Genomic DNA, 25,348 nt, shown 5'->3' with positions numbered 1-25,348 from the left:
GATGGTGACTACCAAGCCGCCGAACGACTCCAGGCCGCTCATCGGTCTCACCACCTATCTCGAACGGACCTCGTTCGGGGTGTGGGAGACCGAGGCCGCCGTGCTGCACGGCGGGTACGTCGAGGCGGTGACGCGCGCCGGTGGCATCCCGGTGCTGCTGCCGCCGATCGGCTTCGGGCACGCGGAACTGGCGGCCGCGCTGGACGGGCTGGTCCTGGTCGGCGGCGCCGACATCGAGCCGTCGCGGTACGGCCAGGAGGCGCACCCCGCCACGGTGACCAGGCCCGGGCGCGACGCGTTCGAATTCGCCCTGCTCGACCGCGCGCTCGCCGACGGCGTGCCGGTGCTGGGCGTGTGCCGCGGCATGGAGGTGCTCAACGTGGCCTTCGGCGGCACGCTCACCCAGCACCTGCCCGACCGCATCGGCACCACCGACCACCAGCCGGCGGTGGCCACCTTCGGGCTGACCGACGTGCGGCTCGCCGAGGGCAGCCGGGCCGCGGCGATCCTCGGCGCGACCACCAAGTGCCGCTGCTACCACCACCAGGCGGTGGACGAACTCGGGGCGGGCCTTCAGGCGGTGGGCTGGGCCGCCGACGGAACCATCGAAGCGGTCGAGGTCCCCGGCCGGTTCGTGCTGGGCGTGCAGTGGCACCCGGAACAGGACCTGGACGACTTCCGGCTGTTCGCCGCGCTGGTGGCGGAAGCGGGGAAAGGTTAGGCATGAGCACCACATTCGAGGTCATCAACCCGGCGACCGAGCAGGTCGTGCGCTCGGTCGAGCTGACGTCGGCGGAGGACACCGACGCGGCGATCCGGCGGGCGCACGCCGCGCTGCCGTCGTGGCGGGCGGTGGCGCCGGGCGACCGCGCCCGGTTGCTGCGCCGGTTCGCCGACGCGGTGGACAACGACATCGAGTACCTCGCGCAGCTGGAGGTGGTCAACTCCGGCCACACCATCGGCAACGCGCGCTGGGAGGCTGGCAACGTCCGCGACGTGCTGCACTACTACGCGGCCGCCCCGGAACGCCTGATCGGCAAGCAGATCCCGGTGCCGGGCGGGCTGAACGTGACCTTCCACGAGCCGCTCGGCGTGGTCGGCGTGATCGTGCCGTGGAACTTCCCGATGCCGATCGCGGGCTGGGGCTTCGCCCCGGCGCTGGCCGCGGGCAACACGGTGGTGCTCAAGCCCGCCGAGCTGACCCCGCTGACCGCGTTGCGCCTCGCCGAGCTGGCGCGTGAGGCGGGCATTCCCGAGGACGTGTTCCAGGTGCTGCCGGGCAAGGGCTCGGTGGTGGGGCAGCGGTTCGTCGAGCACCCGCTGGTGCGCAAGGTGGTGTTCACCGGTTCCACCGAGGTCGGCAAGCAGATCATGGCGGGCTGCGCGGCCCAGGTGAAGCGGGTGACGCTGGAGCTGGGCGGCAAGAACGCGAACGTGGTCTTCGACGACGCCGACCTGGAGAAGGCCGCGGCGACCGCGCCCTACGGCGTGTTCGACAACGCCGGGCAGGACTGCTGCGCGCGCTCGCTGATCCTGGTTCAGTCCACTGTGTACGACCGGTTCATGGAACTGCTCGAACCGGCGGTGCGCGGGGTGGTGGTCGGTGATCCCGGCGCCGAGTCGACCGAGATGGGCCCGCTCATCTCGGCGGGTCACCTGGCCAAGGTGGCGTCCTATGTGGACGACGACGCTCCGGTGGCCTTCCGCGGCAGCGCGCCGGAGGGCGCCGGGTACTGGTTCCCGCCGACCGTGGTCACCCCGCCGGGCCTCGATCACCCGCTGGCGGGCGAGGAGATCTTCGGGCCGGTGGTGGCCGTGGTGCCGTTCGAGAGCGAAGCGGACGCGGTGCGCATGGCCAACCACACCGAGTACGGGCTGTCCGGCTCGATCTGGACCAGGGACGTGGGCCGCGCGCTGCGGGTGTCACGCGGCGTGGAGGCCGGGAACCTCTCGGTCAACTCCCATTCCTCGGTGCGCTACTGGACGCCGTTCGGCGGCTTCAAGCAGTCCGGTCTCGGCCGTGAACTGGGCCCCGACGCGCTGGATGCCTTCACCGAGACCAAGAACGTGTTCATTTCCTCCGAGTAGTTCGGGGGTCCGGGGGTCGTCCCCCGTGCAAACAACACCGAGGAGAACTAGATGGTGCAGCGGTTCGACGGCCGGGTCGTCACGATCACCGGCGGGGGCAGCGGGATCGGCCTGGCCACGGCCAGGCGGCTCGCCGAAGAGGGCGCCAAGGTGGTCATCGCCGACGTCGCCGAGGACGCGGGCAAGGCCGCCGCGGACGAGGTCGGCGGCCTGTTCGTGCGCACCGACGTGACCGACGAGGAGCAGGTCAAGGCGCTGTTCCAGACCGCGGTCGACGAGTACGGCTCGCTGGACGTGGCCTTCAACAACGCCGGGATCTCCCCGCCGGAGGACGACTCCATCCTGACCACCGGCCTCGAAGCCTGGGAGAAGGTGCAGCGGGTCAACCTGACCTCGGTGTACCTGTGCTGCAAGTACGCCATCCCGCACATGCAGGCCCAGGGCAAGGGCTCGATCGTGAACACCGCGTCCTTCGTCGCGGTGATGGGCGCGGCGACCTCGCAGATCTCCTACAGCGCGTCCAAGGGCGGCGTGCTGTCGATGACCCGCGAACTCGGCGTGCAGTTCGCCCGTGAGGGCATCCGGATCAACGCGCTGTGCCCGGGGCCGGTGAACACCCCGCTGCTGAAGGAGCTCTTCGCCAAGGACCCGGAGCGCGCGGCCCGGCGGCTGGTGCACGTGCCGCTCGGGCGGTTCGCCGAGCCGGAGGAGCTGGCCGCCGCGGTGGCGTTCCTGGCCAGCGACGATGCGTCCTTCATCACAGCCTCGCAGTTCCTGGTCGACGGCGGCATCTCGGGGGCCTACGTGACCCCGTTGTGAGTTACGATCGCCGGAGCACAACTTCACATCGGGCTGACACGAGCCGGAGCGGGAGAGTTCTCGCCGTGCGTCACGACGCGCGGGACGAGGCACCGAAGGAGCAAACTCCCCAGCAATCTCTCAGGTAGCACACCGCTTCAGGCCAGGCCACTCTGGAAAGCAGGCGCACCCGCGCCTCACCCAAGGTGAAAGCCGCGCTCGAGCGCGCGGTGAAACTCTCAGGTGCCATGACAGAGGGGGAGTTCCCAGCTGTGGGTCCCCATGCCCATGCCCGACGCGAGGAGCTCCAGTGAGCAGCAGCCCGTTCGCCGCCCGACACATCGGTCCAGGTGATCCCGAGCAGGCCAAGATGCTGGCCGAATGCGGGTACGGCAGCCTGGACGCGCTGGTCGAGGCCGCGGTGCCCAGTGCCATCCGGCTGACCAGCGCGCTGAACCTGCCGGAGCCCGCGTCGGAGACCGAGGCCACCGCGGAGCTGCGCCGGCTCGCCGCCCGCAACCGGCCGATGACGCAGCTGATCGGCCTCGGCTTCCACGACACGATCACCCCGCCGGTGATCCGCCGCAACGTGCTGGAGAACCCGGCCTGGTACACCGCCTACACCCCGTACCAGCCGGAGATCTCGCAGGGCCGCCTCGAAGCCCTGCTGAACTTCCAGACCATGGTCGCCGACCTGACCGGCCTGACCACCGCGAACGCCTCGATGCTGGACGAGTCGACCGCGGTGGCCGAGGCGGTCATGCTGATGCGGCGGCAGTCGAAGGCCAAGTCGCAGACCGTGGTGCTCGACGCGGAGACCCTGCCGCAAACGATTGCGGTGGTGCGCACGCGGGCCGAGGCGGTCGGCGTCGAGGTCGACGTGCGTGACCTTTCAGAAGGCCTGCCCGAGGAGTTCTTCGGGGTGGTCGTGCAGTACCCGGGCGCTTCGGGCGTGCTCCGGGACAAGGCCTTCCACCAGCGGATCTCCGAGGCCGCGAAGGCCGCGGGCGCGTTGTACACGGTGGCCGCGGACCTGCTCGCGCTGACCGTGGTCGAGGCGCCGGGTGAGTTCGGCGCCGACATCGCCGCGGGCACCACGCAGCGCTTCGGCCTGCCGCTCGGCTTCGGCGGTCCGCACGCCGGTTACCTGGCCGTGCGCGCGGGCCTGGAGCGCTCGCTGCCGGGCCGCCTGGTCGGGGTCTCGGTGGACGCCGACGGCGCCCCCGCCTACCGCCTCGCGCTGCAGACCCGCGAGCAGCACATCCGCCGCGAGAAGGCCACCTCGAACATCTGCACCGCGCAGGTGCTGCCCGCCGTGCTGGCCGCGATGTACGCGGTCTACCACGGGCCGGACGGGTTGAAGCGGATCGCCGAGCGGGTCCACTCGCTGACCACCGGGCTGGCCGCCGCCCTGCGCGCGGGCGGCGCCGAGATCGTGCACGAGCACTACTTCGACACGCTGCTGGTCCGCGTGCCCGGCAAGGCCACGCAGGTCATCGCCGACGCCCGCCGGTTCGGCGTGAACCTGGGCCGCGTCGACGAGGACCACGTCCGGATCGCCTGCGACGAGACCACCACCGAGGACACGCTGCACCGCGTGCTGCTCGCCTTCGAGCTGGAGGCCAACGCCGCGCCCGGCGAGTCCGCGCTGCCCGGTGACCTGGTCCGCGCGACCGACTACCTCACCCACGACGTGTTCCACACGCACCGCTCCGAGACCGCCATGCTGCGGTACCTGCGGCACCTGGCCGACCAGGACTACGCGCTCGACCGCGGCATGATCCCGCTCGGCTCGTGCACGATGAAGCTCAACGCCACCGCCGAGATGGAGCCGATCAGCTGGCCCGAGTTCGCCGGGCTGCACCCGTTCGCCCCGGTCGAGGACAGCGCTGGCTACCGCGCGCTGGTCGAGCAGCTGTCCGGCTGGCTGGCCGAGGTCACCGGCTACGACACCGTGTCGCTGCAGCCGAACGCGGGCAGCCAGGGCGAGTTCGCCGGGCTGCTGGCGATCACCGCCTACCACCGCGCGAACGGGCAGCCGGAGCGGGACGTGTGCCTGATCCCGTCGTCCGCGCACGGCACGAACGCGGCCTCCGCGGTGATGGCGGGCATGCGCGTGGTGGTGGTCGCCTGCACCGCCGACGGGGACGTCGACCTCGCCGACCTGCGGGCGAAGGCCGAGCAGCACAAGGACACGCTCGCCGCGATCATGATCACCTACCCGTCCACGCACGGGGTGTACGAGCACGGCATCGAGGAGATCGCCTCGATCGTGCACGAGCACGGCGGTCAGGTCTACGTGGACGGCGCGAACCTCAACGCGCTGCTCGGGCTGGCGAAGCCGGGCAAGTTCGGCGGCGACGTCTCGCACCTGAACCTGCACAAGACCTTCTGCATCCCGCACGGCGGTGGTGGTCCCGGTGTCGGCCCGGTCGCGGTGCGCGCGCACCTGGCCCCGTACCTGCCGAACCACCCGCTCGACGGTGGTGCCGGGCCGGAGACCGGCGTCGGCCCGATCTCCGAAGCGCCCTACGGCTCGGCCTCGATCCTGCCGATCTCCTGGGCCTACGTGCGGATGATGGGCGCCGAGGGGCTGACCAACGCGACCAAGGTGGCCGTGCTGGCCGCCAACTACGTCGCCGCCCGCCTGCGTGCCCACTACCCGGTGCTCTACACCGGACAGTCGGGCCTGGTAGCGCACGAGTGCATCCTGGATCTCCGCGGCATCACCAAGGAGACCGGCGTGACCGTGGACGACGTGGCGAAGCGGCTGGTGGACTACGGTTTCCACGCGCCGACGATGTCCTTCCCGGTGGCCGGCACGCTGATGGTCGAGCCGACCGAGAGCGAGGACCTGGCCGAGCTGGACCGCTTCTGCGACGCGATGATCGCCATCCGCGCGGAGATCACCGCGGTCGCCGACGGCCGCTGGCCGGTGGAGCGGAGCCCGCTGCGCAACGCGCCGCACACCGCCGAGGTGCTGACCGGCGACTGGGACCTGCCGTACGACCGCAAGCTCGCGGTGTACCCGGCCGGGGTCAAGGCGAAGGGCAAGTACTGGCCGCCCGTCCGGCGCATCGACGGCGCCCGCGGTGACCGCAACCTCGTCTGCTCCTGCCCGCCCATCTCTTCCTACGAAGGCTGAACCCGTGACGAAGAAGTCCCCCTTGCACGAGGTCCACACCGGACTCGGCGCGTTGTTCACCGATTTCGCCGGCTGGTCGATGCCGGTGCGGTACGCCAGCGAACTGGCCGAGCACAAGGCCGTGCGTGAGGCGGCCGGCCTGTTCGACCTCTCGCACATGGCCGAGATCGAGCTGACCGGGCCGGAGGCCGCCCGCGCGCTCGACCACGCGCTGGTCGGCAAGCTGTCCGCGGTTTCGGTCGGCCGGGCGCGCTACAGCATGCTGTGCGCGGAATCCGGTGGGGTGCTGGACGATCTGGTCGTCTACCGCCTGGCGGAGGAGAAGTACCTGGTGGTGGCGAACGCGGGCAACGCGGCCGTGGTCGCCGAAGCCCTGCGCGAGCGGGCTTCCGGGTACGACACCGAGGTGACCGACCGGTCCGCCGAGGTCGCGCTGATCGCGGTGCAGGGCCCGAATTCGCCCGCGATCGTCGGTGCCGTCTGCGACGCGGACCTGACCGCGCTGAAGTACTACGCCTCGGTGCCGACCACGGTCGCCGGGCACGAAGTGCTGCTGGCCCGCACCGGCTACACCGGCGAAGACGGCTTCGAGCTGTACGTGGACGCCGCCGTCGCGCCGGAGATCTGGGGTGTGCTGGCCGAGGCCGGGCAGCCGCACGGGCTGGTGCCCGCCGGGCTCGCCTGCCGTGACACACTTCGGCTCGAAGCCGGAATGCCGTTGTACGGCAACGAACTCAGCACCGAGCTGACACCGTTCGAGGCCGGGCTGGGCCGCGTGGTCAAGTTCGACAAGGAAGAGGACTTCGTCGGCAAGGCGGCGCTGGCGCGGCGCCGCGACGCCGGGGCGGAGCAGGTGCTGGTCGGGCTGACCGGCACCGGCCGCCGCGCGCCCCGGCACGGGTATTCCGTGCTGGACGGCGAAACCGTGGTCGGTGAGATCACCAGCGGCGCGCTTTCCCCCACCCTGGGCTATCCGATCGCGATGGCGTACGTGCCACCGGCATTGTCGGACCCGGGTGCCAAACTCTCCGTCGACATCCGAGGCCGCGTCGAACCCGTCGAGGTCGTCGCCCTGCCGTTCTACCAGCGCTGAAGGACTTCCCCCATGAACATCCCCCAGGAACTGCGTTACACCGCCGAGCACGAGTGGCTGCGCGAGGAGGACGGAGTGTCCACTGTGGGCATCACCGCCTTCGCCGCCGAATCCCTCGGTGACGTCGTCTACGTGCAGCTGCCCGAGGTCGGCTCCACGCTGACCGCCGGCTCGCCGTGCGGTGAGATCGAGTCCACCAAGTCGGTCAGCGAGCTGTTCGCGCCGGCCACCGGTGAGGTGGTCGAGATCAACGGCGGCGTGGTCGACGAGCCCGAGCTGATCAACTCCGACCCGTACGGCAAGGGCTGGCTCTTCCGCGTGCGTGCCGCCGAGCTGCCCGAACTGCTCGACGCCGACCGCTACCGCGAGCTGACCGAGGAGGCGTGAGCATGACTTCCTTCACCGCTGATCTGTCCACTGTGGACCCGGAGGTGGCCGCCGCGGTGGCCGCCGAGCTGCACCGCCAGCAGTCCACCCTGGAGATGATCGCCTCCGAGAACTTCGCGCCGCAGGGCGTGCTCGAGGCGCAGGGCTCGGTGCTGACCAACAAGTACGCCGAGGGTTACCCCGGCAGGCGTTACTACGGCGGCTGCGAGCACGTCGACGTGATCGAGCAGCTGGCGATCGACCGGGCGAAGGCCCTGTTCGGCGCCGAGTTCGCGAACGTGCAGCCGCATTCGGGCGCGCAGGCCAACGCCGCCGCGATGGCCGCCGTGCTCAGCCCCGGCGACACCATTCTCGGCCTGGACCTGGCGCACGGCGGGCACCTGACGCACGGCATGAAGCTCAACTTCTCCGGCAAGCTGTACCACGTGGTGGCCTACCACGTGGACCAGGAGACCGGGATCGTCGACATGGCCGAGGTCGAGCGCCTGGCCGTGGAGAGCCAGCCGAAGCTGATCATCGCGGGCTGGTCGGCGTACCCGCGTCAGCTGGACTTCGCCGCGTTCCGCCGCATCGCGGACCAGGTGGGCGCCAAGCTGATGGTGGACATGGCGCACTTCGCCGGGCTGGTCGCGGCCGGGCTGCACCCGAACCCGGTGCCGCACGCCGACATCGTCACCACCACCACGCACAAGACCCTCGGCGGGCCGCGCGGCGGGCTGATCTTCGCCAAGCAGGAGCTGGCGAAGAAGCTGAACTCGGCGGTGTTCCCCGGTCAGCAGGGCGGGCCGCTGGAGCACGTGATCGCCGCGAAGGCGGTGGCGCTGAAGATCGCCGCGAGCGAGGAGTTCGCCGAGCGGCAGCGCCGGGTGCTCGAAGGTGCGAAGATCCTGGCGGAGCGGCTTTCCCAGCCGGACTGCGCCGAGGCCGGCGTGCGCGTGCTCACCGGCGGCACCGACGTGCACCTGGTGCTGGTCGACCTGGTTCAGTCCACTTTGAACGGTCAGGAGGCGGAGGACCGGCTGCACTCGGTGGGCATCACGGTCAACCGCAACGCGGTGCCGTTCGACCCGCGGCCGCCGATGGTCACCTCCGGCCTGCGCATCGGCACCCCGGCGCTGGCCACCCGCGGCTTCGGCGCCGACGACTTCGCCGAGGTCGCCGACGTGATCGCGACCGCGCTGCGGCCGGACTTCGACTCCGCGGCCGAGCAGTCGCTGCGCGCCAGGGTCGAGCTGCTGGCCAAGAAGCACCCGTTGTACGCGGACCTGGGATGACCGCCGCGCCGGAGGGTCGGAAGCTGTTGCGGCTGGAGGTCCGCAACAGTCAGACGCCGATCGAGAAGAAGCCGTCGTGGATCAAGACGCGGGCGCGGATGGGTCCGGAGTTCACCGAGCTGAAGGGCTTGGTGCGCCGGGAGGGTCTGCACACCGTCTGTGAGGAGGCGGGTTGTCCCAACATCTACGAGTGTTGGGAGGATCGGGAGGCCACGTTCCTGATCGGCGGGGACCAGTGCACGCGGCGGTGTGATTTCTGCCAGATCGACACCGGCCGCCCGGCCGAGCTGGACCGGTCCGAGCCGCGGAAGGTGGCCGAGTCGGTGCAGGCGATGGGCCTGCGCTATTCGACGGTGACCGGTGTCGCCCGCGACGACCTGCCCGATGGTGGCGCGTGGCTGTACGCCGAGACGGTGCGGCAGATTCATGCGTTGAATCCGGGGACCGGGGTGGAGTTGCTGATCCCGGATTTCAACGCCGACCCCGGTCAGCTGGCCGAGGTGTTCGGGTCGCGGCCGGAGGTGCTGGCGCACAACGTGGAGACGGTGCCGCGGATTTTCAAGCGCATCCGCCCGGGTTTCCGGTACGCGCGGTCGCTGGAGGTGATCACCGCCGCCCGGGAGGCGGGGTTGGTGACGAAGTCGAACCTGATCCTCGGGATGGGGGAAACCCCTGACGAGGTGGCCCCGGCGATGCGGGACCTGGTCGACGCGGGTTGCGAGATCCTGACGATCACGCAGTATCTGCGGCCCTCGCCGCGGCATCACCCGGTGGATCGGTGGGTCAAGCCGGAAGAGTTCGTCGAGCACTCGCGGGCCGCCGAGGCCATGGGCTTCGCCGGAGTGATGGCCGGTCCCCTGGTCCGGTCCTCTTATCGGGCCGGGCGCCTGTACGCACAGACCAAGGCCCATCGTGGTGAGGAGTTGCCGGAGAACCTGGCCCACCTGGCCGCGCAGGGTCCCGCCGCGCAGGAGGCCACCAGCCTCCTGGGCCGGTAGAGGAAGCGGATCAATGGCGATCAGTGTTTTCGACCTGTTTTCCATCGGCATCGGCCCGTCCAGCTCGCACACGGTCGGGCCGATGCGCGCCGCACTGACCTTTGTGGACGGTCTGGCGGCGGACGGTGACCTCGGGGCGACCACCCGTGTCAAGGCCGAGCTGTTCGGCTCGCTCGGCGCCACCGGGCACGGGCACGGCAGTGACAAGGCGGTGCTGCTCGGCCTGTCCGGCGAGCGGCCGGAGTCGGTGGACACCGACCGCGTGCCGGAGATGATCGCGGCGATGCGGGAGCGCGGGCGGATCAGCCTGCGCGGTACGCACGAGATCGCCTTCGACGTGGACACCGACCTGACGATGCACCGGCGCAAGTCGCTGCCCGCGCACCCGAACGGCATGACCTTCCAGGCCTTCGGCGCCGACGGCGCGGTCCTGCGGGCGCGGACGTACTACTCGGTCGGCGGCGGTTTCGTGCGCGACGAGTCGTACGAAAGCGACCACGTGGTCGTCGAGGACAGCACCGAGCTGCCGTACCCGTTCCGGACCGGGGCCGACCTGCTCGGGCACTGCGTGGCGACCGGGCTGCCGGTCAGCGAGATCATGCTGCGCAACGAGCTGGTCTGGCGCACGCGCGAAGAGGTCAGGGCGGGCCTGCTGGAGATCTGGCAGGTGATGGCCGACTGCGTGCGGGCCGGGATCGAGCACGACGGGGTGCTGCCCGGTGGGCTGAAGGTGCCGCGGCGGGCGCGTTCGCTGCACCAGAAGCTGAGCGGTGAGGACGGCGTGGGGGACGCGCTGTACGCGATGGACTGGGTGAGCCTGTACGCGCTGGCGGTGAACGAGGAGAACGCCTCGGGCGGCCGGGTGGTGACCGCGCCGACCAACGGGGCGGCCGGGATCATTCCCGCGGTGCTGCACTACTACCAGCGGTTCATCAAGGGTGCCAACGACGATGGCATCGTGGCGTTCCTGCTGACCGCGGGCGCGCTGGGCTCGATCCTGAAGCAGACGGGGTCGATCTCGGGCGCGGAGGTCGGCTGCCAGGGCGAGGTCGGCTCGGCGTGCGCGATGGCGGCGGCGGGCCTGACCGAGGTGCTCGGCGGCACGCCGGCGCAGGTGGAGAACGCGGCGGAGATCGGGGTGGAGCACCACCTGGGGCTGACCTGCGACCCGGTGGGCGGGCTGGTGCAGATCCCGTGCATCGAACGGAACGCCGTGGGCGCCTCGAAGGCCATCCACGCCGCCCGCATGGCCCTCCGCGGCGACGGCAGTCACGTGGTCACCCTGGACAAGGCCATCAAAACCATGCGCGAAACCGGCGCCGACATGAAGGTCAAGTACAAGGAAACCGCCCGAGGAGGCCTGGCCGTCAACGTCATCGAATGCTGACAGCCCGCGGCGCCCATGTCACGAATGTGGCTTTCGAGACGCCAAACGTCTCGAAAGCCACATTCGTGACACGCGATCGGTGAGGCGTACGGAAGGCGCGCCGCCCGTTGCTGAGGGCCTCTTGCTGACATTGGGCCGCCCGGCTCCGGTCTCCGCCTACACTCGCGGTGACGGTCGTACTGGCCGAAGGAGGTTCCGTGAGTGCGCAGCCCGATCGCCCGGTGGTGGCGAGCGCCGGTGACGCGCTGTTCCGGCCGGTCCGTGCGGGCAACGCGTTCGAGGAAACCGTCGAGCGGCTGCTGCAGGCGGTGCGCCTCGGCGTGGTGGGCGCGGGCGAGCGCCTCCCCGCCGAGCGGGAGCTGGCCGAGCGCCTCGGCGTCAGCCGGGTCACGCTGCGCGAGGCGATCCGCGCGCTGGCCGACGCCGGTTACGTGGAGTCGCGGCGCGGGCGGTACGGCGGCACCTTCGTGAACGCCAGCCTCCCCACGCCACGCGGCAAGGGCCGCAAGATCGATCCCGAGCGCCTCGACGACACCCTCTGCCTGCGTCACGTCCTGGAGACCGGCGCCGCCGAGATGGCGGCCGCGCGTTCCCTCACGCCCGGCGAGCGCCAGCACCTGACCAGCACGCTCGCCGAGACCTCCGCCAGCGACCTGGCCGACTACCGCCGCCGCGATTCGCGGCTGCACCTGGCGATCGCCGAGGTCACCGCCTCGAAATCACTCACCACCGCGGTCGCCGACGTGCGGATGCGGGTGAACCAGCTGCTCGACGAGATCCCGCTGCTCGAACCCAATCTCGAGCATTCCAACGCCCAGCACGAAGCCGTGGTCGAAGCCATTCTCGCCGGCGACCCGGCGATGGCGCGCCGCGTGATGGCCGAGCACATCGAGGGCACCGCGTCGCTGTTACGCGGTTTCCTGAACTGACGCCAGTTTGCAACTTTTCGGCTCGGTCAGGCGTCTTCCTCTACGTGGAAGACGACGAGGTGCGGCCCGCGGAACCCGCGAAGCCGTCGGCATGGCGGCGGATCCGGCGAATCGGCTACGCGGTGCTGTCACTGGTGATCCTGCTGCCGCTGACCGCGTTCGTGCTGGCCTACCTGATCCTGGACGTGCGCAGCCCGCAGGACGTGCTCGCCGAACTCGGCCGCACCGCCCAGCTGACCTATTCGGACGGCTCCGAGCTGATGAAGGTGGTGCCCGAGGAGGGCGACCGGCTCTACGTCCGCTACGACGAGGTCCCGCCCGAACTGCGTGACGCGATCATCGCTGTCGAGGATCCGACCTTCTGGCAGAACGAGGGCTTCGACCCGCTCGGCATCCTGCGCGCGGCGGTCACCGGTGTCGGCGGCGGCTCCGGCATCACCCAGCAGTACATCAAGAACTCCACCGGCAACGACCAGGCCAGCTACTTCCGCAAGTTCTCCGAACTGGTGCTGTCCACGAAGATCACCCAGCAGCGCAGCAAGGAGGAGATCTTCGAAAGCTACGTCAACATCATCTCGTTCGGGCGCGGCACCTTCGGCCCGGCGTCGGCGGCGAACGCCTACTTCGGCAAGCCGCTGGCGGAAATCACGCGCAGCGAAGCCGCGTTCCTCGCCGGGATGATCCAGTCGCCGTCGGTGCACGACCCGGCGGCGTCGAGCCACGAGCACGCCGAGAAGCGCTGGAACTACGTCGCCGAAAAGCTGGTGACACGCGGTTACGTGAACGAGGCCGAGCGCGCGGAAATGCGGTATCCCGGTGACGCCGTCGTCCCGCCCGCCGAAACCCGCGCCGGGCGGCTGACCTACTCCGAATACCACGTGAAACGCCGGGTCCTGGCCGAACTGGAGGGCCACGGCATCGGTCTGGACCAACTGCGCCAGGGCGGGCTGCGCATCGAGACCACCTTGGACCGCAAGGCGCAGGCCGACAGCGAAAAGGCCGTCGCGGACCAGCTGGCCGGGCAACCCGACCACCTGCGTGCCGCGCTGGTCGCCGTCGAACCGGGCAGTGGCGCGATCCGCGCCTACCAGGGCGGGAAATGGGGCGTGCGCGACTACGCGGGCGTGCCGCAGCCGCCGGGGTCGGCGTTCCATCCGTTTGTCGTCGCGGCCGGACTGCGGCAGGGCGCGAATCTGGACGGGAAGTACCCCGCACCGGACAAACTGGACTACGGCGGCCGCGCGGTGAAAAACGAGGCGGGCTGCGACGCGCCGGAATGCTCGGTGCGGGACGCGGTCCGGCGTTCGGTGGACACGCCGTTCGTCGAGATGACCAAGCGCTTCGGTGCCGTCGCGGTCAGCGAGGCGGCCAGGGACGCGGGCATTCCGGCCGAAGTGGACGGCACGCCGACCCTGCGCGAGCCGGACGGCGTGACGATCGGACCGGGCATCGCGGTCGGCGGTTATCCCGTGCGCGCGCTCGACCTCGCCTCGGCGTACGGCACCTTCGCCGCGGGCGGCATGCGGACCGAGCCGTACTTCGTGCAGCGCGTGCTGGACGCCGAAGGCACGGTGCTCTGGGAACACCAGGCCGGGCCGGCGCCCGCCGTCGAGCCGCACGTGGCCGCCGGCGTCACCGAGGTGCTCCGCCGCGAGGACGGCACCGCGAAGGCTGGCTCGCACCGGTTCGGCGACACCGGCGACAACGCCGGTGCCTGGCTGGCCGGTTACACCGACCGACTGTCCACTGTGGTCTGGGTGGGCGCCGACGAGGAACGCAGGCTGCGGGACGCCGCCAACAACCGCATCACCGGCGACACGCTGCCCGCGAACATCTGGCGTGCGTTCAGGAGATGACCCTGGCGATGGTGAGGCCGTCGTAACCCTTGTCGCCCACGGTCTGCAGCGCGGTGGCCTCCACCCGCGGCTCGGCGGCGATCAGGTCGTGCAGGCGCCGCACGCCCTGGATCGACGGGTCCGTGCTGTCCGCCCGCGCGACCGCGCCACCGCGCACCACGTTGTCCACCACGATCACGCTGCCCGGACGGGAGTATTCGAGCGCCCACTTGAAGTACTCCGGGTTGTTCACCTTGTCCGCGTCGATGAAGGACAGGTCGAACGGCCCGCTCAGCTGGGGCAGCGTGTCGAGCGCGGCGCCCACCCGGACCTCGACCTGGTCGGCGAGCCCGGCCGCCTCGATGTTCGCCTCGGCCAGTTCGGCGTGCTTCGGCTCGTACTCCAGCGTGACCAGCCTGCCGTCCGCGGGCAGCGCCCTGGCCAGCCAGATCGTGCTGTACCCGCCGAGCGTGCCGATCTCCAGGATCGACTTCGCCCCGGCCACCTTGGCCAGCAGGTGCAGCAGCTTTCCCTGCAACGGCGACACCGCGATCGAGGGCAGCCCGGCGCGGCGGCTGCTTTCCAGCGTCGCGGTCAGCGCCGGATCCGGTGGCAGCAACGCACTGCCGAAGTACTGGTCGACGGCGGTCCAAGTCTCCTGGTCCATGCGACCAACCTACTCAGCCCTTGCGCGTCGCCTTCGGGATGACCAGGGGGGTGCCGGTTTCCGGGCAGGGCATGACCGAGCACGGCAGCGCGAAGATCTCCTCCACGTGCGCCGCGGTGACCACCTCGTCCGGGGTGCCGGAGGCGATGATGCGCCCGTCCCGCATGGCGATCATGTGCGTGGCGTAGCGCGCCGCGTGGTTCAGGTCGTGCAGCACGGCGACCAGCGTGCGGCCCTGCTTGGCGTGCAGGTCGGCGCACAGGTCGAGGATGTCCATCTGGTGCGCGATGTCCAGGAACGTGGTCGGCTCGTCCAGCAGCAGCAGGTCGGTCTGCTGCGCCAGCGCCATGGCCAGCCACACGCGCTGCCGCTGCCCGCCGGACAGCTCGTCCACCAGCCGCTCGGCCAGCTCGTCCACCCCGGTGGCCGCCATCGACTCGGCCACCACCGCGGCGTCGTCGGCCGACCACTGCCGCAGCAGTTTCTGGTGCGGGTAGCGGCCGCGCGCGACCAGGTCGGCCACGGTGATGCCGTCCGGCGCGATCGAGCTCTGCGGCAGCAGCCCGAGCTTGCGCGCCACCTGCTTGGCTGGCAGCGAGGTGATCGCCTGGCCGTCCAGGTAGACCGAGCCCTTGCGGGGCTTCATCATCCGGGACAGCGCGCGCAGCAGCGTGGTCTTGCCGCACGCGTTCGGGCCGACGATCACGGTGAACGAGTTGTCCGGGATCTCGACCGCGAGGTCCTCGGCCACGGTCCGGCCGTCGTAGGCCAGGGTCAGTGCGTCGGAACGCAGCCGGTTCGAATCAGCGATCGTCGAGGTCACAAGGTTAGGCTAGCCTATCGATTCCCCGTTTGGGTTACGCCTCCGGCGCGATCACGCACCGCGACGCCACGCCAGCCGCGTGAGCGCGCCCGCCACGGAAGCCAGCGGGGGACGCCGCTTGCCCCTCGCCTCCGGCGCGGATTCCGGCACCACGCGGTAGACCAGGTGCGCGGCGAACCGCGCCAGCCGCGGGACCGCACGCGTGGCCAGTTCCGCCGCCGTGCCCTCCGGCCGGTTCAGGATCTCCGGCCGCCGCTCGACCGCCTTGACCACCAGCTTCGCCGCGGTTTCCGGACTGGCCGCGGGCAGCGTGCGGTACAGCCCGGTCGGCGCGATCATGTCGGTCCGGACCAGCGGCATGCGCACCGAGCTGAAGGTGATGCCGTCCGACAGCGTCTCGCGGCCCGCCGCCAGCCCGAACTCCTCCAGCGCCGCCTTGGACGCCAGGTACGCGGAGAAGCGCGGGGTGTCGGTCTGCAGGCCCTGGGTGGTCACGTTGACCACGTGCCCGTACCCGCGGTCCGCCATCGACGGCAGCAGGCCGAGGATCAACCGCACCGGGCCGAAGTAGTTGATCGCCATGGTGCGTTCGAAGTCGTGGAAGCGCTCGGTGGACAGCAGCACCGAGCGGCGGATCGACCGGCCCGCGTTGTTCACCAGCACGTCCACCCCGCCGTGGTCGGCGAGCACGTCCTTGACCAGCGCGTCCACCGAGTCGCCGTCGGTCAGGTCGCAGGGGTAGCAGTCGGCTTCGCCGCCCGCGGCCAGCACCTGCTCGCGCACGCGGTTCAGCTCGTCCGCGCGGCGGGCCACCAGCAGGACCTTGGCACCGCGTTCGGCGAGCGCCAGCGCGGACGCCTTGCCGATGCCCGAGGACGCGCCGGTGATCAACACGGTCCGGCCACGCAGGCGCTCGCCGCGTCGCGCGCGATCCGGGTCCAGGTGCGCGAGCCAGTACTCGTACAGCGGTTTCGCGTAGTCGCGCAGCGCGGGCAGTTCGAGCCCGCTGCCCGCCAGCGCGGCGGTGGTGGCCTCGGTGTCGAACCGCACGGCCATGCTCAGGTGCGGCAGCACCTCGATCGGGATGCCGAGTTCCTCCAGCACCGCGCGGCGCGCGGACCGGCCGCCGGGCAGCCGGTCGACACCGGACGCGGCGAGGTGCCCGGCCGCGCGCAGCAGGCCCGCGCCGGGCACGTGCACGGCGATGCGCGGCCCGCCCGCCGCCCGCGCGAAGGCGTTGTACACCTCGGTCAGCGACTGCGGCCGCGGCGAAGCGAGGTGGAAGGTGCTGCCCGACGGCAGTTCGGTGTGCATCAGGTGGTCCATCGCGGCGACCACGTAGTCCACCGGCACCAGGTTGGTGGCGCCCAGATCGGGCCCGGCCAGCGGCAGGCGCCGGGGGAGCGCGGCCAGCCGGGAGATCGCCGGGAGGAAGTAGTACGGCCCGTCGATCTTGTCCATCTCGCCGGTGCGCGAGTCGCCGACCACCGCGGACGGCCGGTAGACGGTGTGCGAGAGCCCGCTCTCGCGGACCAGCTTCTCGGCCTCGAACTTCGTGGCGTGGTACGGGGAATCGAAGCCCTGGCCGAGGTCGAAGTCGGCTTCGGTGAACCGGCCGGCGTGGTTGCCCGCGACGGCGATCGACGAGACGTGGTGCATCCTGGCGCCGGTCGCGCGGGCGAACTCCAGGGTGTGCCGCGTGCCGTCGACGTTGGCTTCCCGGTTGGCTTTTTCGCTCGCGGTGAAGTCGTAGATCGCGCCGAGGTGCACCACGTGGTCGATGCGGCCCAGCGCACCGGCGTCCACGCCGAGCCCCGGCTCGGTCAGGTCGCCGGTGACCGGCACCAGGCGGTCGGCGTTCGGCCACTGGTGCGCCAGCGCGGCGAGCTTGCCCCGCGAGGTCTCGCGGACCAGCGCGTACACGGTTTCCGTGCCGCGCCTGGCGAGCAGGCGCCCGACCAGGCGCTTGCCCAGGAATCCGGTGGCCCCGGTGACGAAGTAGCTGGTCATTCCGGGGATCCTACCTACTGACCAGTAGGTACGCCTAGTCCTGATCGCTCCCGGTCTGCGCCACGGTCACCACGGCGTCGCGCAGTGCCGCGCGCAGGCGCCCGACGTCCAGCGGCGCGAGCACCGCCGCTTCGCCGGGTGGCGCCACCAGCACCACCTTGTCGCTGCTCACGAACACGGTCAGATCACGTTTGCGCCCGGCCAGATCCCGGCAGCTCACCGACCACTCGTCCCGCACGGCCACGGCAGGTACGCCCTTTCCCCGATTTCGCATCGCACTCGCCTCCTGGTGCTGGGACTGGAGCCGATCGGGGCCGTGACGCGAGTTACCCGAAAGAACTACCGTCAGGTAGCGAGCACCGTGGACGAGCAAAGGAGCGGACGATGTCCGGACCCCAGCGCATCGTGATCATCGGCGGCGGACTGGCCGGCGCGGGCGCCGCCGCGTCCCTGCGGGAAAACGGCTACTCGGGCGAGGTGCTGCTGTTCGGCGCGGACGCGCACCGGCCGTACGAGCTGCCCGCGCTGTCGAAAGGGCTGCTGCTCGGTGACGCTGAGGAGCCCGACTGGGTCCGCGACCAGAACTTCTACAGCGAGCACGACATCGGGCTGCACCTGGGCACCAGGGTCACGCGGATCGAGATGGGCGCGCGGCTGGTGCTGGACGCCGCCGGGGGTGAGCACCGGTACGACCGGCTGCTGCTGGCCACCGGGTCGAAACCGCGTTCGCTGCCGGTGCGTGGCGCCGACCTGGCCGGCATCCACACGCTGCGCACCCTCGACGACGCGCTCGCGCTGCGGGCCGCGTTCGCCAAGGCGGACCGGGTGGTGATCATCGGTTCCGGCTGGATCGGCTCGGAGGCCGCTGCGGCCGCACGACGGCACGGGGCGGAGGTGACCGTGGTCGGCATGGAGTCCACGCCGCTGGAGAGCGTGCTCGGCACGGAGGTCGGCGGGGTGTTCCGTGACCTGCACACCGAGCAGGGCGTGCGGTGGCGGCTGCGCAGTTCGGTGGCGGATTTTGTGGGCGACGAGGGCGCGGTCACCGGCGTGCGGCTGACCGACGGTTCGGTGCTGGAGGCCGACGTGGTGCTGCTCGCGGTCGGCGCCGCCCCGGAAACCGGGCTGGCCCACGCGGCCGGGCTGGAACTGGCCGAGGACGGCGGGGTGTGCGTGGACGCCGTCCTGCGCACGGCGGCGCCGGACGTCTACGCCGCCGGGGACGTCGCGTCGCAGTTCCACCCGAAGTACGGCAGGCGCGTCCGGGTCGAACACTGGGCGAACGCCAAGAACCAGGGCGAGCACGTCGCGAAGAACCTGCTCGGTGCGCACGAGCCGTACCAGCGGGCGCCGTACTTCTTCAGTGATCAATACGACCTGGGCTGCGAATACCGGGGTCTCGCGGACCTCGACACGAACCGCTTGGTGGTGCGCGGAGAGCTGGCCTCACGCGAGTTCATCGCCTTCTGGCTGGACGGCGATCGCGTCACCGCCGCGATGAACGTGAACGTCTGGGACGCGGGAGACGCGCTGAAGCACCTGGTCGACACGGGCACCCCGGTGACCGACGAGCAACTGACCCGAGGCGACCTGTCCAACGTCGGGTGAGCTAGCCCAGCCCCAGCGAAGCGATCAGATCCAGCATCTCGGCCCGGTACAACTTCGCCGGGTCCGAGGTCTGCGACCCCAGATGGCCGTACATCTCCAACGCGACCAGCCCGTGCATCCGCCCCCACATCCGCAGTGAAAGGGCGACCGCGGCCGGGGGCAGTCCCGGATAACTCGCCTGGAACTCGGCGACCAGTCCCTCGTCGAAATCGTGCCACTGGTGATCGGCGTCCGCCGACCGGCCCCCGGAAATCAACGGCCAGGCGTCCCCGATGAGCGCGGTCAGGCCGGAGCAGGCGCGGTGCTCGGCTTCGGCGGCGGGGCCACCGGGGGGCGGCTGGTAACCGGGGACCGGGTCGCCGTAGATCAGGCGGAAGCCCTGCGGGTTGGCGACCGCCCACACCCGGAAGGCTTCCGCCCACGCCAGAATCCGCGCTCCCGGGCCGCCGGCCGCGTCGCGAGCGGTGAACAGCGCTTCGACCAGTTCGGTGTACAACTCCCGGATCAGCGTGGTGATCAGGTCGTCCCTGGTCCGGTAGTAGCCGTAGATCGCCCCGGCGGTCATGCCCATCTCACGCGCGATCGCCCGCAGCGAGATCGCGTCCGGCCCGCTCTCGGCCATCAGCCGCAGCGCGATGCCCTTGATCTCCTGGGCGGTCTCCGCCCGCAAACGTTCCCGCCTGCTGGGCGTCGCGGTTTCCACCCTTGACACTCTACAGCGTTGCTCTACTGTCAAGTGTGTAGAAACTACACGGCGTTCAGAAAGTGAACAGTGACATGAGAATTGGCATCTTCGGCGCCACGGGTGTGATCGGGCAGCGGATCCTCGCCGAGGCCGATCAACGCGGACACCAGGTCACGGCCTTCAGCCGGAACCCCGCGGAGGGCAGGCGGCAGGCGGACATCCTCGACCCCGGCGACGCCATCGACGGGCTGGATGTGGTGGTCAACGCGATCAACTCGGGTCGTGACCCCGAGACGGCCATCGCGAACGCGGAGGTCTTCCCGGCGTCGGCGACCGCGCTGCTCAAGGCGCTCGAGCGCCGGCCGGCCACGCGGCTCGTCGTGATCGGCGGAGCGGGCAGCCTGGAAGTCAGCCCGGGCAGGCACCTCGTCGACTCCGACGGCTTCGCCGAGAGCCTGCCCGGTCTGCTCGGCGTGCCCGCCGAATACGTGAAGGTGGTGCTGGCGCAGCGGGAAGCGCTCAACCGGTACCGGCAGTCCGATCGCCAGTGGACCTATCTGAGCCCGTCGTCCGCGCTGATCCAGCCGGGCGAGCGCACCGGGCGCTACCGGCTCGGCGGCGACCAGCTGCTCGAGGTGACCGCCGACATCTCCGCCGAGGACCTGGCGGTGGCGGTGCTCGACGAGATCGAGCTGCCCCGCCACCTCCAGCGGCGGTTCACCGTCGGTTCGGCAGCGTGAGGAAGGCGACCAGCGCGGCGAGCGTGAACCCGGCCATCACCACCGCCATCGGCACCGCGGAGCCCTGACCGCCGAGGCCGACCAGCGGGGTGGCCAGGCCACCGACCAGGAACTGCAGCACGCCGAGCAGCGCGGACGCCGAACCGGCCGTCCGCGGGTGCTCGGCCATCGCCAGCGACGTCGCGTTCGGCATGATCAGGCCGATGCTGGACACCAGCAGGAACAGCGGCGGCAGCACCACGGCCAGCGACAGGTGCAGCGAGGTGGCCAGCAGGATGCCGAGCGCGCCGACGCTGGCCAGCCCGAGCCCGAACCGCAGCAGCGCGCGTTCGCTGAACCGGCCGACGATCCGCCCGTTGACCTGCCCCAGCGCCACGATGCCGATGCCGTTCAGCCCGAACACCAGGCTGTACTGCTGCGGGCTCAGCTGGTAGACGTCCTGCAGCGCGAAGGACGAGCCGGCGATGTAGGCGAACACCGCGCCGAACAGCAGGCCCGAAGCGAGCGCGTACCCGACGAAGTTCCGGTCCCGCAGCAGCCCGCCATAAGTGCGCATGATCGGCCCGAACCTGGCCGGGCGGCGGTGCTCCATCGGCAGCGGCTCGGGCAGGAACAACGCGGCGACGGTCATCAGCAGCGCGCCGAACACGGTCAGCACCACAAAAACCCCGCGCCACGAGGTGAAGTTGAGGACCTGGCCGCCGACGATCGGGGCCAGGATCGGCGCCAGCCCGTTGACCAGCATCAGCATCGAGAAGAAGCGCGTCATCGCGATGCCGGAGAACAGGTCGCGCACGGTCGCCCTGGCGATCACGATGCCCGCCGCCGCGCCGACCGCCTGCAGGGCGCGGGAGGCGATGAGCAGTTCCGCGGTCGGGCTGAGCGCGCAGAGCACCGACGCCACCACGTAGATGGCGAGCCCGGCGATCAGCGGCTTGCGGCGGCCGATCGCGTCGGACAGCGGGCCGATCACGATCTGCCCGATCGCCAGCCCGACGATGAACGCGCTGAGCGTCAGCTGCAGGGTGGCGTCCGAGGTGCCCAGCTCGCTGGTCATCACCGGCAGCGCGGGCAGGTACATGTCGATCGACAGCGGCCCGAACGCGGACAGCCCGCCCAGGATGAGCACGTACCGCGCGAGGCCCCGCTGCTTGCTCGGGCGTACGCCCTCGACCGCCTGGACCTGTTCGGTAGTACTCATGCACGCTCCCGCCCGTCGGACACACCTTCCCCTGCGAACTTGCATAGCGCCACTAAATATTCCGCGCTGTGAGCCACCGCACTGAGCTGGGAGACCGGTACACTTGTAGTGCACTCGAAGTGAAGGGAAGCATGGGCCGAAGCGACGCGTTCCGCACGCGCCACCGGTCCATCCTCATCACGTTCCTGCTGGTCCTGCAGCTGTGGATCGCCGCGGCGCCGACCGGCACGCCAGTGCGTCACGAGCCCCATCACGTCGGCTCGCTGGCCGCCGAACCGCAGCCGGAACCGGTTACCACCCGCCACGCACCCGCGCCGGTAATCACCCAGATAGCCGTGCTGCCGCCGGGATCCGCGGCGCCGCCCGCGCCCGTCGAGCACCGCACGGCCTACGCTGCCGCACCGCACGCCGACCCGGGCCACCCCGGTGATCCGGCGGAAGCCCGCGCCCCGCCCGCCCGGCGGCTTGAGTTCGACCAGCCAGCCGCCGCCGGCCTCCCTCGCTGAAGCAGATGTCACGAATGTGGCTTTCGAGACGTTTCGCGTCCCGAAAGCCACATTCGTGACAGGGGACAGGGCGCTACCAGGTGCCCGGTGCGTGCGGTGGGGATCGCCCCGTCGGCAGGGCTGGCGGCTCAAGCCCGCGGAACCCGCGTCCACGCGCCCGTCGCCGGATTCACGGCGGCGCGGTGTGCCCTGCTGCGCAAAAGGAGTTCCCCATGGCCACCGGTCATGCCCTGCTCGCCGTCGGCGGTGCCTTCCTCGCCGCCGGTGTGCTCGCCCGCCTCGGCGCCCGGATCGGGCTGCCCACCATTCCGCTGTTCATGCTGGCCGGTTTCCTGTTCGGCCCCAACACCCCCGGACTGTCCCTTGTGGACGATCCGGGCGAGATGAGCGTGCTGGCCGGGCTCGGCCTGGTCTTCCTGCTGTTCTACCTCGGCCTGGAGTTCTCCCTCGACGATCTGGTCTCGGGCGGGAAGAAGCTGGTCGGCGCCGGGATCGGCTACCTGGTGCTCAACATCGGCGGCGGGCTCGCCTTCGGCTTCGCGCTCGGCTGGGGGACCAGGGAGGCGCTGGTGATCGCCGGCGCGATCGGCATCTCGTCCTCGGCGATCGTCACCAAGCTGCTGCTGGAAACCCGCCGGATGAACAACCCCGAATCCCGCCTGATCATGGGCATCATCGTGATCGAGGACATCTTCCTCGCGCTGTACCTGGCCCTGCTGCAGCCGGTGCTCAGCGGTGCCGACGACTTCGCCGCCGCGCTCGCCGACTTCGGCAAGGCCTTCGCCTTCCTGCTGGTGCTCGCCGCGCTCGCGCGCTGGGGCGGCAGGCTGGTGTCGAAGCTGTTCGGCTCGGCCGACGACGAACTGCTCACCGTCTGCTTCGTCGGGGTCGCCGTGCTGGGCGCCGCGCTGGCCGAGGAGGTCGGCGTGTCCGACGCGATCGGCGCCTTCATGGTCGGCATGATGCTGGGCGGGTCGAAGGTGGCGCCGCGCATCCACAAGCTGGTGCTGCCGCTGCGTGACGCTTTCGGCGCGTTGTTCTTCTTCATCTTCGGCCTGAGCATCGACCCGCGTGCGGTCGGCACGGTGGTCGTGCCGGTGCTGCTCGCCGTGGCGCTGACCCTGGTGCTGAACCTCGCGGCGGGCGCGTTCGCCGCGAAACTGCACTCGTTCGACCGGCAGCAGGGGGTCAACATCGGGCTGACCGTGCTCACCCGGGGCGAGTTCTCGCTGGTGCTGGCCACCATGGCCACCGCGGCCGGGCTGGACACCAGGGTGGCCCCGTTCGTCGCCGGGTACGTGCTGCTGCTGGCGATCATCGGCCCGCTCGCGGTGATCCGTTCCGAGTGGATCACCCGTAGGCTGCTGCCAGCGAGCGTGAGGAGGCAGCGGTGACCCGGTTCGGCGGCTACCAGAACGAGATCTACCTGCAGGGGCTCGGCGGCGCGAAGCCGCTGTTCTCGACCGACCCGACCAAGCTGGAGGAGTCGGCGTCGAACCTGCTCGACCCGGCGCCGTTCGCCTACGTGGCCGGTGGCGCGGGCTCGGCGGCCACCGTGCGCGCCAACCGTGCGGCCTTCGACCGCTGGCGCATCGTGCCGCGCATGCTGACCGGGGCCACCGAGCGGAACCTCTCGGTCTCGGTGCTCGGCACCGAGATGCCGGCCCCGGTGGCGCTCGCGCCGGTCGGCGTGCAGTCGATCGTGCACCCCGACGCCGAGGCGGCCACCGCACGCGCCGCCGCCTCGCTGGGCCTGCCGATGATCCTGTCCACCGCCTCGTCCACCTCCATCGAGGAGGTGGCCGCGGCGAACGGGGCCGGGCCGCGCTGGTTCCAGCTGTACTGGCCGGGTGATCCCGACGTCTGCGCCAGCATCCTGGCGCGGGCCAAGAAGGCGGGTTACTCGGTGCTGGTGGTCACCCTGGACACCTGGACGCTGGCCTGGCGCCCGGCCGACCTCGACCAGGCGTACCTGCCCTTCCTCAACGGCGAGGGCATGGCGGTGCCGTTCACCGACCCGGCCTTCCGCGCGCTGCTGGAGAAGACCCCGGAGGAGGACCCGCCGTCGGCCATCCTCCGCTGGATCTCGCTGGTCACCGGCACCGACCGCACCTGGGACCAGCTCACCTTCCTGCGTGAGCACTGGGACGGGCCGATCGTGCTCAAGGGCATCCAGCACGCCGACGACGCGCGCAAGGCGGTGGACGCGGGCATGGACGGCATCGTGGTGTCCAACCACGGCGGCCGCCAGGTCGACGGCGCGATCGCCTCGCTGGACGCGCTGCCGGGCATCGCCGCCGCGGTCGGCGACCGGATCGAGGTGCTGTTCGACTCGGGCGTGCGCACCGGCTCCGACGTGCTCAAGGCGCTGGTGCTGGGCGCGAAGGCGGTGCTGCTCGGGCGGCCGTACGTCTACGGCCTCGCGCACGCCGGTGAGGACGGCGTGCGGCACGTGCTGCGCGGCCTGCTCGCCGACTTCGACATGACGATGGGGCTGTCAGGCAACACCGACGTCGCCGGGCTGAACGCGGACGTCCTGGCCAGGGCGTGACCGCGGCGGCCGGGCGCCGAGCCAGCCGGTCACGCAGAGCACCACGCCCGCGGTGATCGCCACCACGCAGGCGATGTCGGTGTGGTAGGTGGTGGCCGGCCACACGCCGGTCGGCAGGGCGACCAGGTACCAGTAGAGCGAGGACACCGCCATGTCGCCGAGCACCACGCTGGTCACCACGCCCGCCGCGCCGGCCGCGGCCACCCCGCGGTAGAGCGCGCGGCTGCCCGCGCCGAACAGCCGGAAGGCCCCGATCCCGGCCGCGGCCATGCCGAGCATGGTGAGCAGCGAGTCGAGGATGAAGCCGGGGCCCGAGTCCAGTTCCGGGGCGGGCTGGCGCTCGACCGCGCTCTGGTAGACCGAGGCCAGCGAAGCCGCGTCGGCGTTCGCCGCGCTGGGGCCCGCGATCTCGGTGACCTCGGGCAGGCCCTTGAGGCCCCAGCCGAGTTCGATCTCGCCCTCGATCTTCGAGGTGACCCCGGGCGCGTTCATCCGGCTCAGCTCGGCGGTCACCCACGGACCGGCCGACGGGGTCGCGGCCAGCACCAGTCCGGCCACCACGGCGAGGAAGCCGGGGAGCCAGCGAGGAAGCGTTTCAGCGGTCACGGCGCACAAGAATATTG

The 25,348-nt window shown here is 71.0% G+C and carries 23 protein-coding genes and 1 riboswitch; of the genes, 16 read left to right on the top strand and 7 right to left on the bottom strand.

Annotated elements, in window-relative coordinates; all coding sequences use genetic code 11:
• Position 1: 1 nt before the first annotated feature.
• The 11 genes from A4R43_RS19350 (at position 2) to A4R43_RS19300 (ending at position 13,955) form a co-directional block, all read left to right on the top strand.
• Positions 2-721, top strand: a complete 720-nt coding sequence (locus tag A4R43_RS19350; protein WP_113693621.1) for a gamma-glutamyl-gamma-aminobutyrate hydrolase family protein — start codon at positions 2-4, stop codon at positions 719-721.
• A 2-nt stretch (positions 722-723) separates the two neighbouring features.
• Positions 724-2,088 carry an aldehyde dehydrogenase family protein gene (locus A4R43_RS19345; protein ID WP_113693620.1) on the top strand — a complete coding sequence of 455 codons (1,365 nt, stop codon included), beginning with the start codon at positions 724-726 and terminating at the stop codon, positions 2,086-2,088.
• Positions 2,089-2,139: 51 nt separating this feature from the next.
• On the top strand, positions 2,140-2,907 hold the full coding sequence (locus A4R43_RS19340; protein WP_113693619.1) for a 3-oxoacyl-ACP reductase: 768 nt from the start codon (positions 2,140-2,142) through the stop codon (positions 2,905-2,907).
• A 142-nt stretch (positions 2,908-3,049) separates the two neighbouring features.
• Positions 3,050-3,151: riboswitch (glycine riboswitch) on the top strand.
• Positions 3,152-3,256: 105 nt separating this feature from the next.
• Positions 3,257-6,031: an aminomethyl-transferring glycine dehydrogenase gene (gene gcvP / locus A4R43_RS19335; protein WP_418190851.1), complete on the top strand. Its 2,775-nt coding sequence runs from the start codon at positions 3,257-3,259 to the stop codon at positions 6,029-6,031.
• Positions 6,032-6,035: 4 nt separating this feature from the next.
• The gene (gcvT, locus tag A4R43_RS19330) at positions 6,036-7,124 is read left to right on the top strand and encodes a glycine cleavage system aminomethyltransferase GcvT (RefSeq protein ID WP_113693617.1); all 1,089 of its coding nucleotides are present in this window, start codon (positions 6,036-6,038) and stop codon (positions 7,122-7,124) included.
• A 12-nt stretch (positions 7,125-7,136) separates the two neighbouring features.
• The gene (gcvH, locus tag A4R43_RS19325; protein WP_113693616.1) at positions 7,137-7,511 is read left to right on the top strand and encodes a glycine cleavage system protein GcvH; all 375 of its coding nucleotides are present in this window, start codon (positions 7,137-7,139) and stop codon (positions 7,509-7,511) included.
• Between the two features lie 2 nt (positions 7,512-7,513).
• Complete coding sequence (gene glyA, locus A4R43_RS19320) at positions 7,514-8,785, top strand: serine hydroxymethyltransferase (protein ID WP_113693615.1); 1,272 nt, start codon at positions 7,514-7,516, stop codon at positions 8,783-8,785.
• A complete protein-coding gene (gene lipA / locus A4R43_RS19315) occupies positions 8,782-9,783 on the top strand; it encodes a lipoyl synthase (RefSeq protein WP_113693614.1) in 1,002 nt (333 codons plus the stop codon). The genes glyA and lipA overlap by 4 nt, the downstream gene beginning before the upstream one ends.
• A 13-nt stretch (positions 9,784-9,796) precedes the next feature.
• Positions 9,797-11,170, top strand: a complete 1,374-nt coding sequence (locus A4R43_RS19310) for an L-serine ammonia-lyase (protein ID WP_113693613.1) — start codon at positions 9,797-9,799, stop codon at positions 11,168-11,170.
• Between the two features lie 197 nt (positions 11,171-11,367).
• A complete protein-coding gene (locus tag A4R43_RS19305) occupies positions 11,368-12,099 on the top strand; it encodes a FadR/GntR family transcriptional regulator (protein WP_418190834.1) in 732 nt (243 codons plus the stop codon).
• Positions 12,100-12,143: 44 nt separating this feature from the next.
• Entirely contained in the window at positions 12,144-13,955 is a 1,812-nt protein-coding gene (locus A4R43_RS19300; RefSeq protein WP_205215379.1) for a transglycosylase domain-containing protein, read from the top strand.
• Here A4R43_RS19300 and A4R43_RS19295 read toward each other — a convergent pair.
• Genes A4R43_RS19295 through A4R43_RS19280 form a run of 4 tightly spaced genes read right to left on the bottom strand, consistent with a single transcriptional unit; the run spans position 13,945 to position 17,708 of the window.
• Positions 13,945-14,601 (bottom strand): O-methyltransferase, encoded by a 657-nt coding sequence (locus A4R43_RS19295; protein WP_113693612.1) that lies wholly within the window; start codon positions 14,599-14,601, stop codon positions 13,945-13,947. The two genes, A4R43_RS19300 and A4R43_RS19295, sit on opposite strands and share 11 nt — an antisense overlap.
• A gap of 13 nt (positions 14,602-14,614) precedes the next feature.
• Entirely contained in the window at positions 14,615-15,424 is an 810-nt protein-coding gene (locus A4R43_RS19290; protein ID WP_113693611.1) for an ABC transporter ATP-binding protein, read from the bottom strand.
• A 51-nt stretch (positions 15,425-15,475) separates the two neighbouring features.
• Positions 15,476-17,434 (bottom strand): SDR family oxidoreductase, encoded by a 1,959-nt coding sequence (locus A4R43_RS19285; protein WP_113693610.1) that lies wholly within the window; start codon positions 17,432-17,434, stop codon positions 15,476-15,478.
• Between the two features lie 34 nt (positions 17,435-17,468).
• The gene (locus tag A4R43_RS19280; protein ID WP_113693609.1) at positions 17,469-17,708 is read right to left on the bottom strand and encodes a hypothetical protein; all 240 of its coding nucleotides are present in this window, start codon (positions 17,706-17,708) and stop codon (positions 17,469-17,471) included.
• Positions 17,709-17,818: 110 nt separating this feature from the next.
• On the opposite strand from A4R43_RS19280, the gene A4R43_RS19275 reads away from it, so the two are divergent.
• On the top strand, positions 17,819-19,042 hold the full coding sequence (locus A4R43_RS19275; protein WP_113693608.1) for an NAD(P)/FAD-dependent oxidoreductase: 1,224 nt from the start codon (positions 17,819-17,821) through the stop codon (positions 19,040-19,042).
• Between the two features lies 1 nt (position 19,043).
• Here A4R43_RS19275 and A4R43_RS19270 read toward each other — a convergent pair whose 3' ends face one another.
• Positions 19,044-19,745, bottom strand: coding sequence for a TetR/AcrR family transcriptional regulator (locus A4R43_RS19270; RefSeq protein ID WP_236809125.1), 702 nt, complete (start codon positions 19,743-19,745; stop codon positions 19,044-19,046).
• 74 nt (positions 19,746-19,819) lie between these two features.
• Here A4R43_RS19270 and A4R43_RS19265 point away from each other — a divergent pair, with 74 nt between their 5' ends.
• Positions 19,820-20,467, top strand: coding sequence for an NAD(P)-dependent oxidoreductase (locus tag A4R43_RS19265; RefSeq protein ID WP_113693607.1), 648 nt, complete (start codon positions 19,820-19,822; stop codon positions 20,465-20,467).
• On the opposite strand, the gene A4R43_RS19260 is transcribed toward A4R43_RS19265, so the two are convergent.
• Positions 20,445-21,668, bottom strand: coding sequence for a multidrug effflux MFS transporter (locus A4R43_RS19260; RefSeq protein ID WP_113693606.1), 1,224 nt, complete (start codon positions 21,666-21,668; stop codon positions 20,445-20,447). The two genes, A4R43_RS19265 and A4R43_RS19260, sit on opposite strands and share 23 nt — an antisense overlap.
• Before the next feature lie 131 nt (positions 21,669-21,799).
• Between A4R43_RS19260 and A4R43_RS19255 the strand changes: the two genes are divergently transcribed.
• The 3 genes from A4R43_RS19255 (at position 21,800) to A4R43_RS19245 (ending at position 24,725) form a co-directional block, all read left to right on the top strand.
• The gene (locus tag A4R43_RS19255) at positions 21,800-22,174 is read left to right on the top strand and encodes a hypothetical protein (protein WP_113693605.1); all 375 of its coding nucleotides are present in this window, start codon (positions 21,800-21,802) and stop codon (positions 22,172-22,174) included.
• Positions 22,175-22,386: 212 nt separating this feature from the next.
• Positions 22,387-23,568, top strand: coding sequence for a cation:proton antiporter (locus A4R43_RS19250; RefSeq protein WP_113693604.1), 1,182 nt, complete (start codon positions 22,387-22,389; stop codon positions 23,566-23,568).
• Positions 23,565-24,725: a lactate 2-monooxygenase gene (locus A4R43_RS19245; protein WP_113693603.1), complete on the top strand. Its 1,161-nt coding sequence runs from the start codon at positions 23,565-23,567 to the stop codon at positions 24,723-24,725. The genes A4R43_RS19250 and A4R43_RS19245 overlap by 4 nt, the downstream gene beginning before the upstream one ends.
• Here the strand turns inward: A4R43_RS19245 and A4R43_RS19240 are convergent.
• Positions 24,672-25,331, bottom strand: a complete 660-nt coding sequence (locus tag A4R43_RS19240; RefSeq protein WP_113693602.1) for a hypothetical protein — start codon at positions 25,329-25,331, stop codon at positions 24,672-24,674. The two genes, A4R43_RS19245 and A4R43_RS19240, sit on opposite strands and share 54 nt — an antisense overlap.
• Positions 25,332-25,348: the final 17 nt, after the last annotated feature.

Source organism: Amycolatopsis albispora, from assembly GCF_003312875.1.
Classification (GTDB): domain Bacteria; phylum Actinomycetota; class Actinomycetes; order Mycobacteriales; family Pseudonocardiaceae; genus Amycolatopsis; species Amycolatopsis albispora.
This window is presented reverse-complemented; position numbering and strand designations above follow the sequence as displayed.

What these genes read in the sequence shown, in the direction of transcription:
- A4R43_RS19350 (WP_113693621.1), top strand. Translation starts at nt 2, where the DNA reads ATGGTGACTACCAAGCCGCCGAACGACTCCAGGCCGCTCATCGGTCTC.
- A4R43_RS19345 (WP_113693620.1), top strand. Translation starts at nt 724, where the DNA reads ATGAGCACCACATTCGAGGTCATCAACCCGGCGACCGAGCAGGTCGTG.
- A4R43_RS19340 (WP_113693619.1), top strand. Translation starts at nt 2,140, where the DNA reads ATGGTGCAGCGGTTCGACGGCCGGGTCGTCACGATCACCGGCGGGGGC.
- gcvP (WP_418190851.1), top strand. Translation starts at nt 3,257, where the DNA reads ATGCTGGCCGAATGCGGGTACGGCAGCCTGGACGCGCTGGTCGAGGCC.
- gcvH (WP_113693616.1), top strand. Translation starts at nt 7,137, where the DNA reads ATGAACATCCCCCAGGAACTGCGTTACACCGCCGAGCACGAGTGGCTG.
- glyA (WP_113693615.1), top strand. Translation starts at nt 7,514, where the DNA reads ATGACTTCCTTCACCGCTGATCTGTCCACTGTGGACCCGGAGGTGGCC.
- lipA (WP_113693614.1), top strand. Translation starts at nt 8,782, where the DNA reads ATGACCGCCGCGCCGGAGGGTCGGAAGCTGTTGCGGCTGGAGGTCCGC.
- A4R43_RS19310 (WP_113693613.1), top strand. Translation starts at nt 9,797, where the DNA reads ATGGCGATCAGTGTTTTCGACCTGTTTTCCATCGGCATCGGCCCGTCC.
- A4R43_RS19295 (WP_113693612.1), bottom strand. Translation starts at nt 14,601, where the DNA reads ATGGACCAGGAGACTTGGACCGCCGTCGACCAGTACTTCGGCAGTGCG.
- A4R43_RS19285 (WP_113693610.1), bottom strand. Translation starts at nt 17,434, where the DNA reads ATGACCAGCTACTTCGTCACCGGGGCCACCGGATTCCTGGGCAAGCGC.
- A4R43_RS19280 (WP_113693609.1), bottom strand. Translation starts at nt 17,708, where the DNA reads ATGCGAAATCGGGGAAAGGGCGTACCTGCCGTGGCCGTGCGGGACGAG.
- A4R43_RS19275 (WP_113693608.1), top strand. Translation starts at nt 17,819, where the DNA reads ATGTCCGGACCCCAGCGCATCGTGATCATCGGCGGCGGACTGGCCGGC.
- A4R43_RS19265 (WP_113693607.1), top strand. Translation starts at nt 19,820, where the DNA reads ATGAGAATTGGCATCTTCGGCGCCACGGGTGTGATCGGGCAGCGGATC.
- A4R43_RS19260 (WP_113693606.1), bottom strand. Translation starts at nt 21,668, where the DNA reads ATGAGTACTACCGAACAGGTCCAGGCGGTCGAGGGCGTACGCCCGAGC.
- A4R43_RS19255 (WP_113693605.1), top strand. Translation starts at nt 21,800, where the DNA reads ATGGGCCGAAGCGACGCGTTCCGCACGCGCCACCGGTCCATCCTCATC.
- A4R43_RS19250 (WP_113693604.1), top strand. Translation starts at nt 22,387, where the DNA reads ATGGCCACCGGTCATGCCCTGCTCGCCGTCGGCGGTGCCTTCCTCGCC.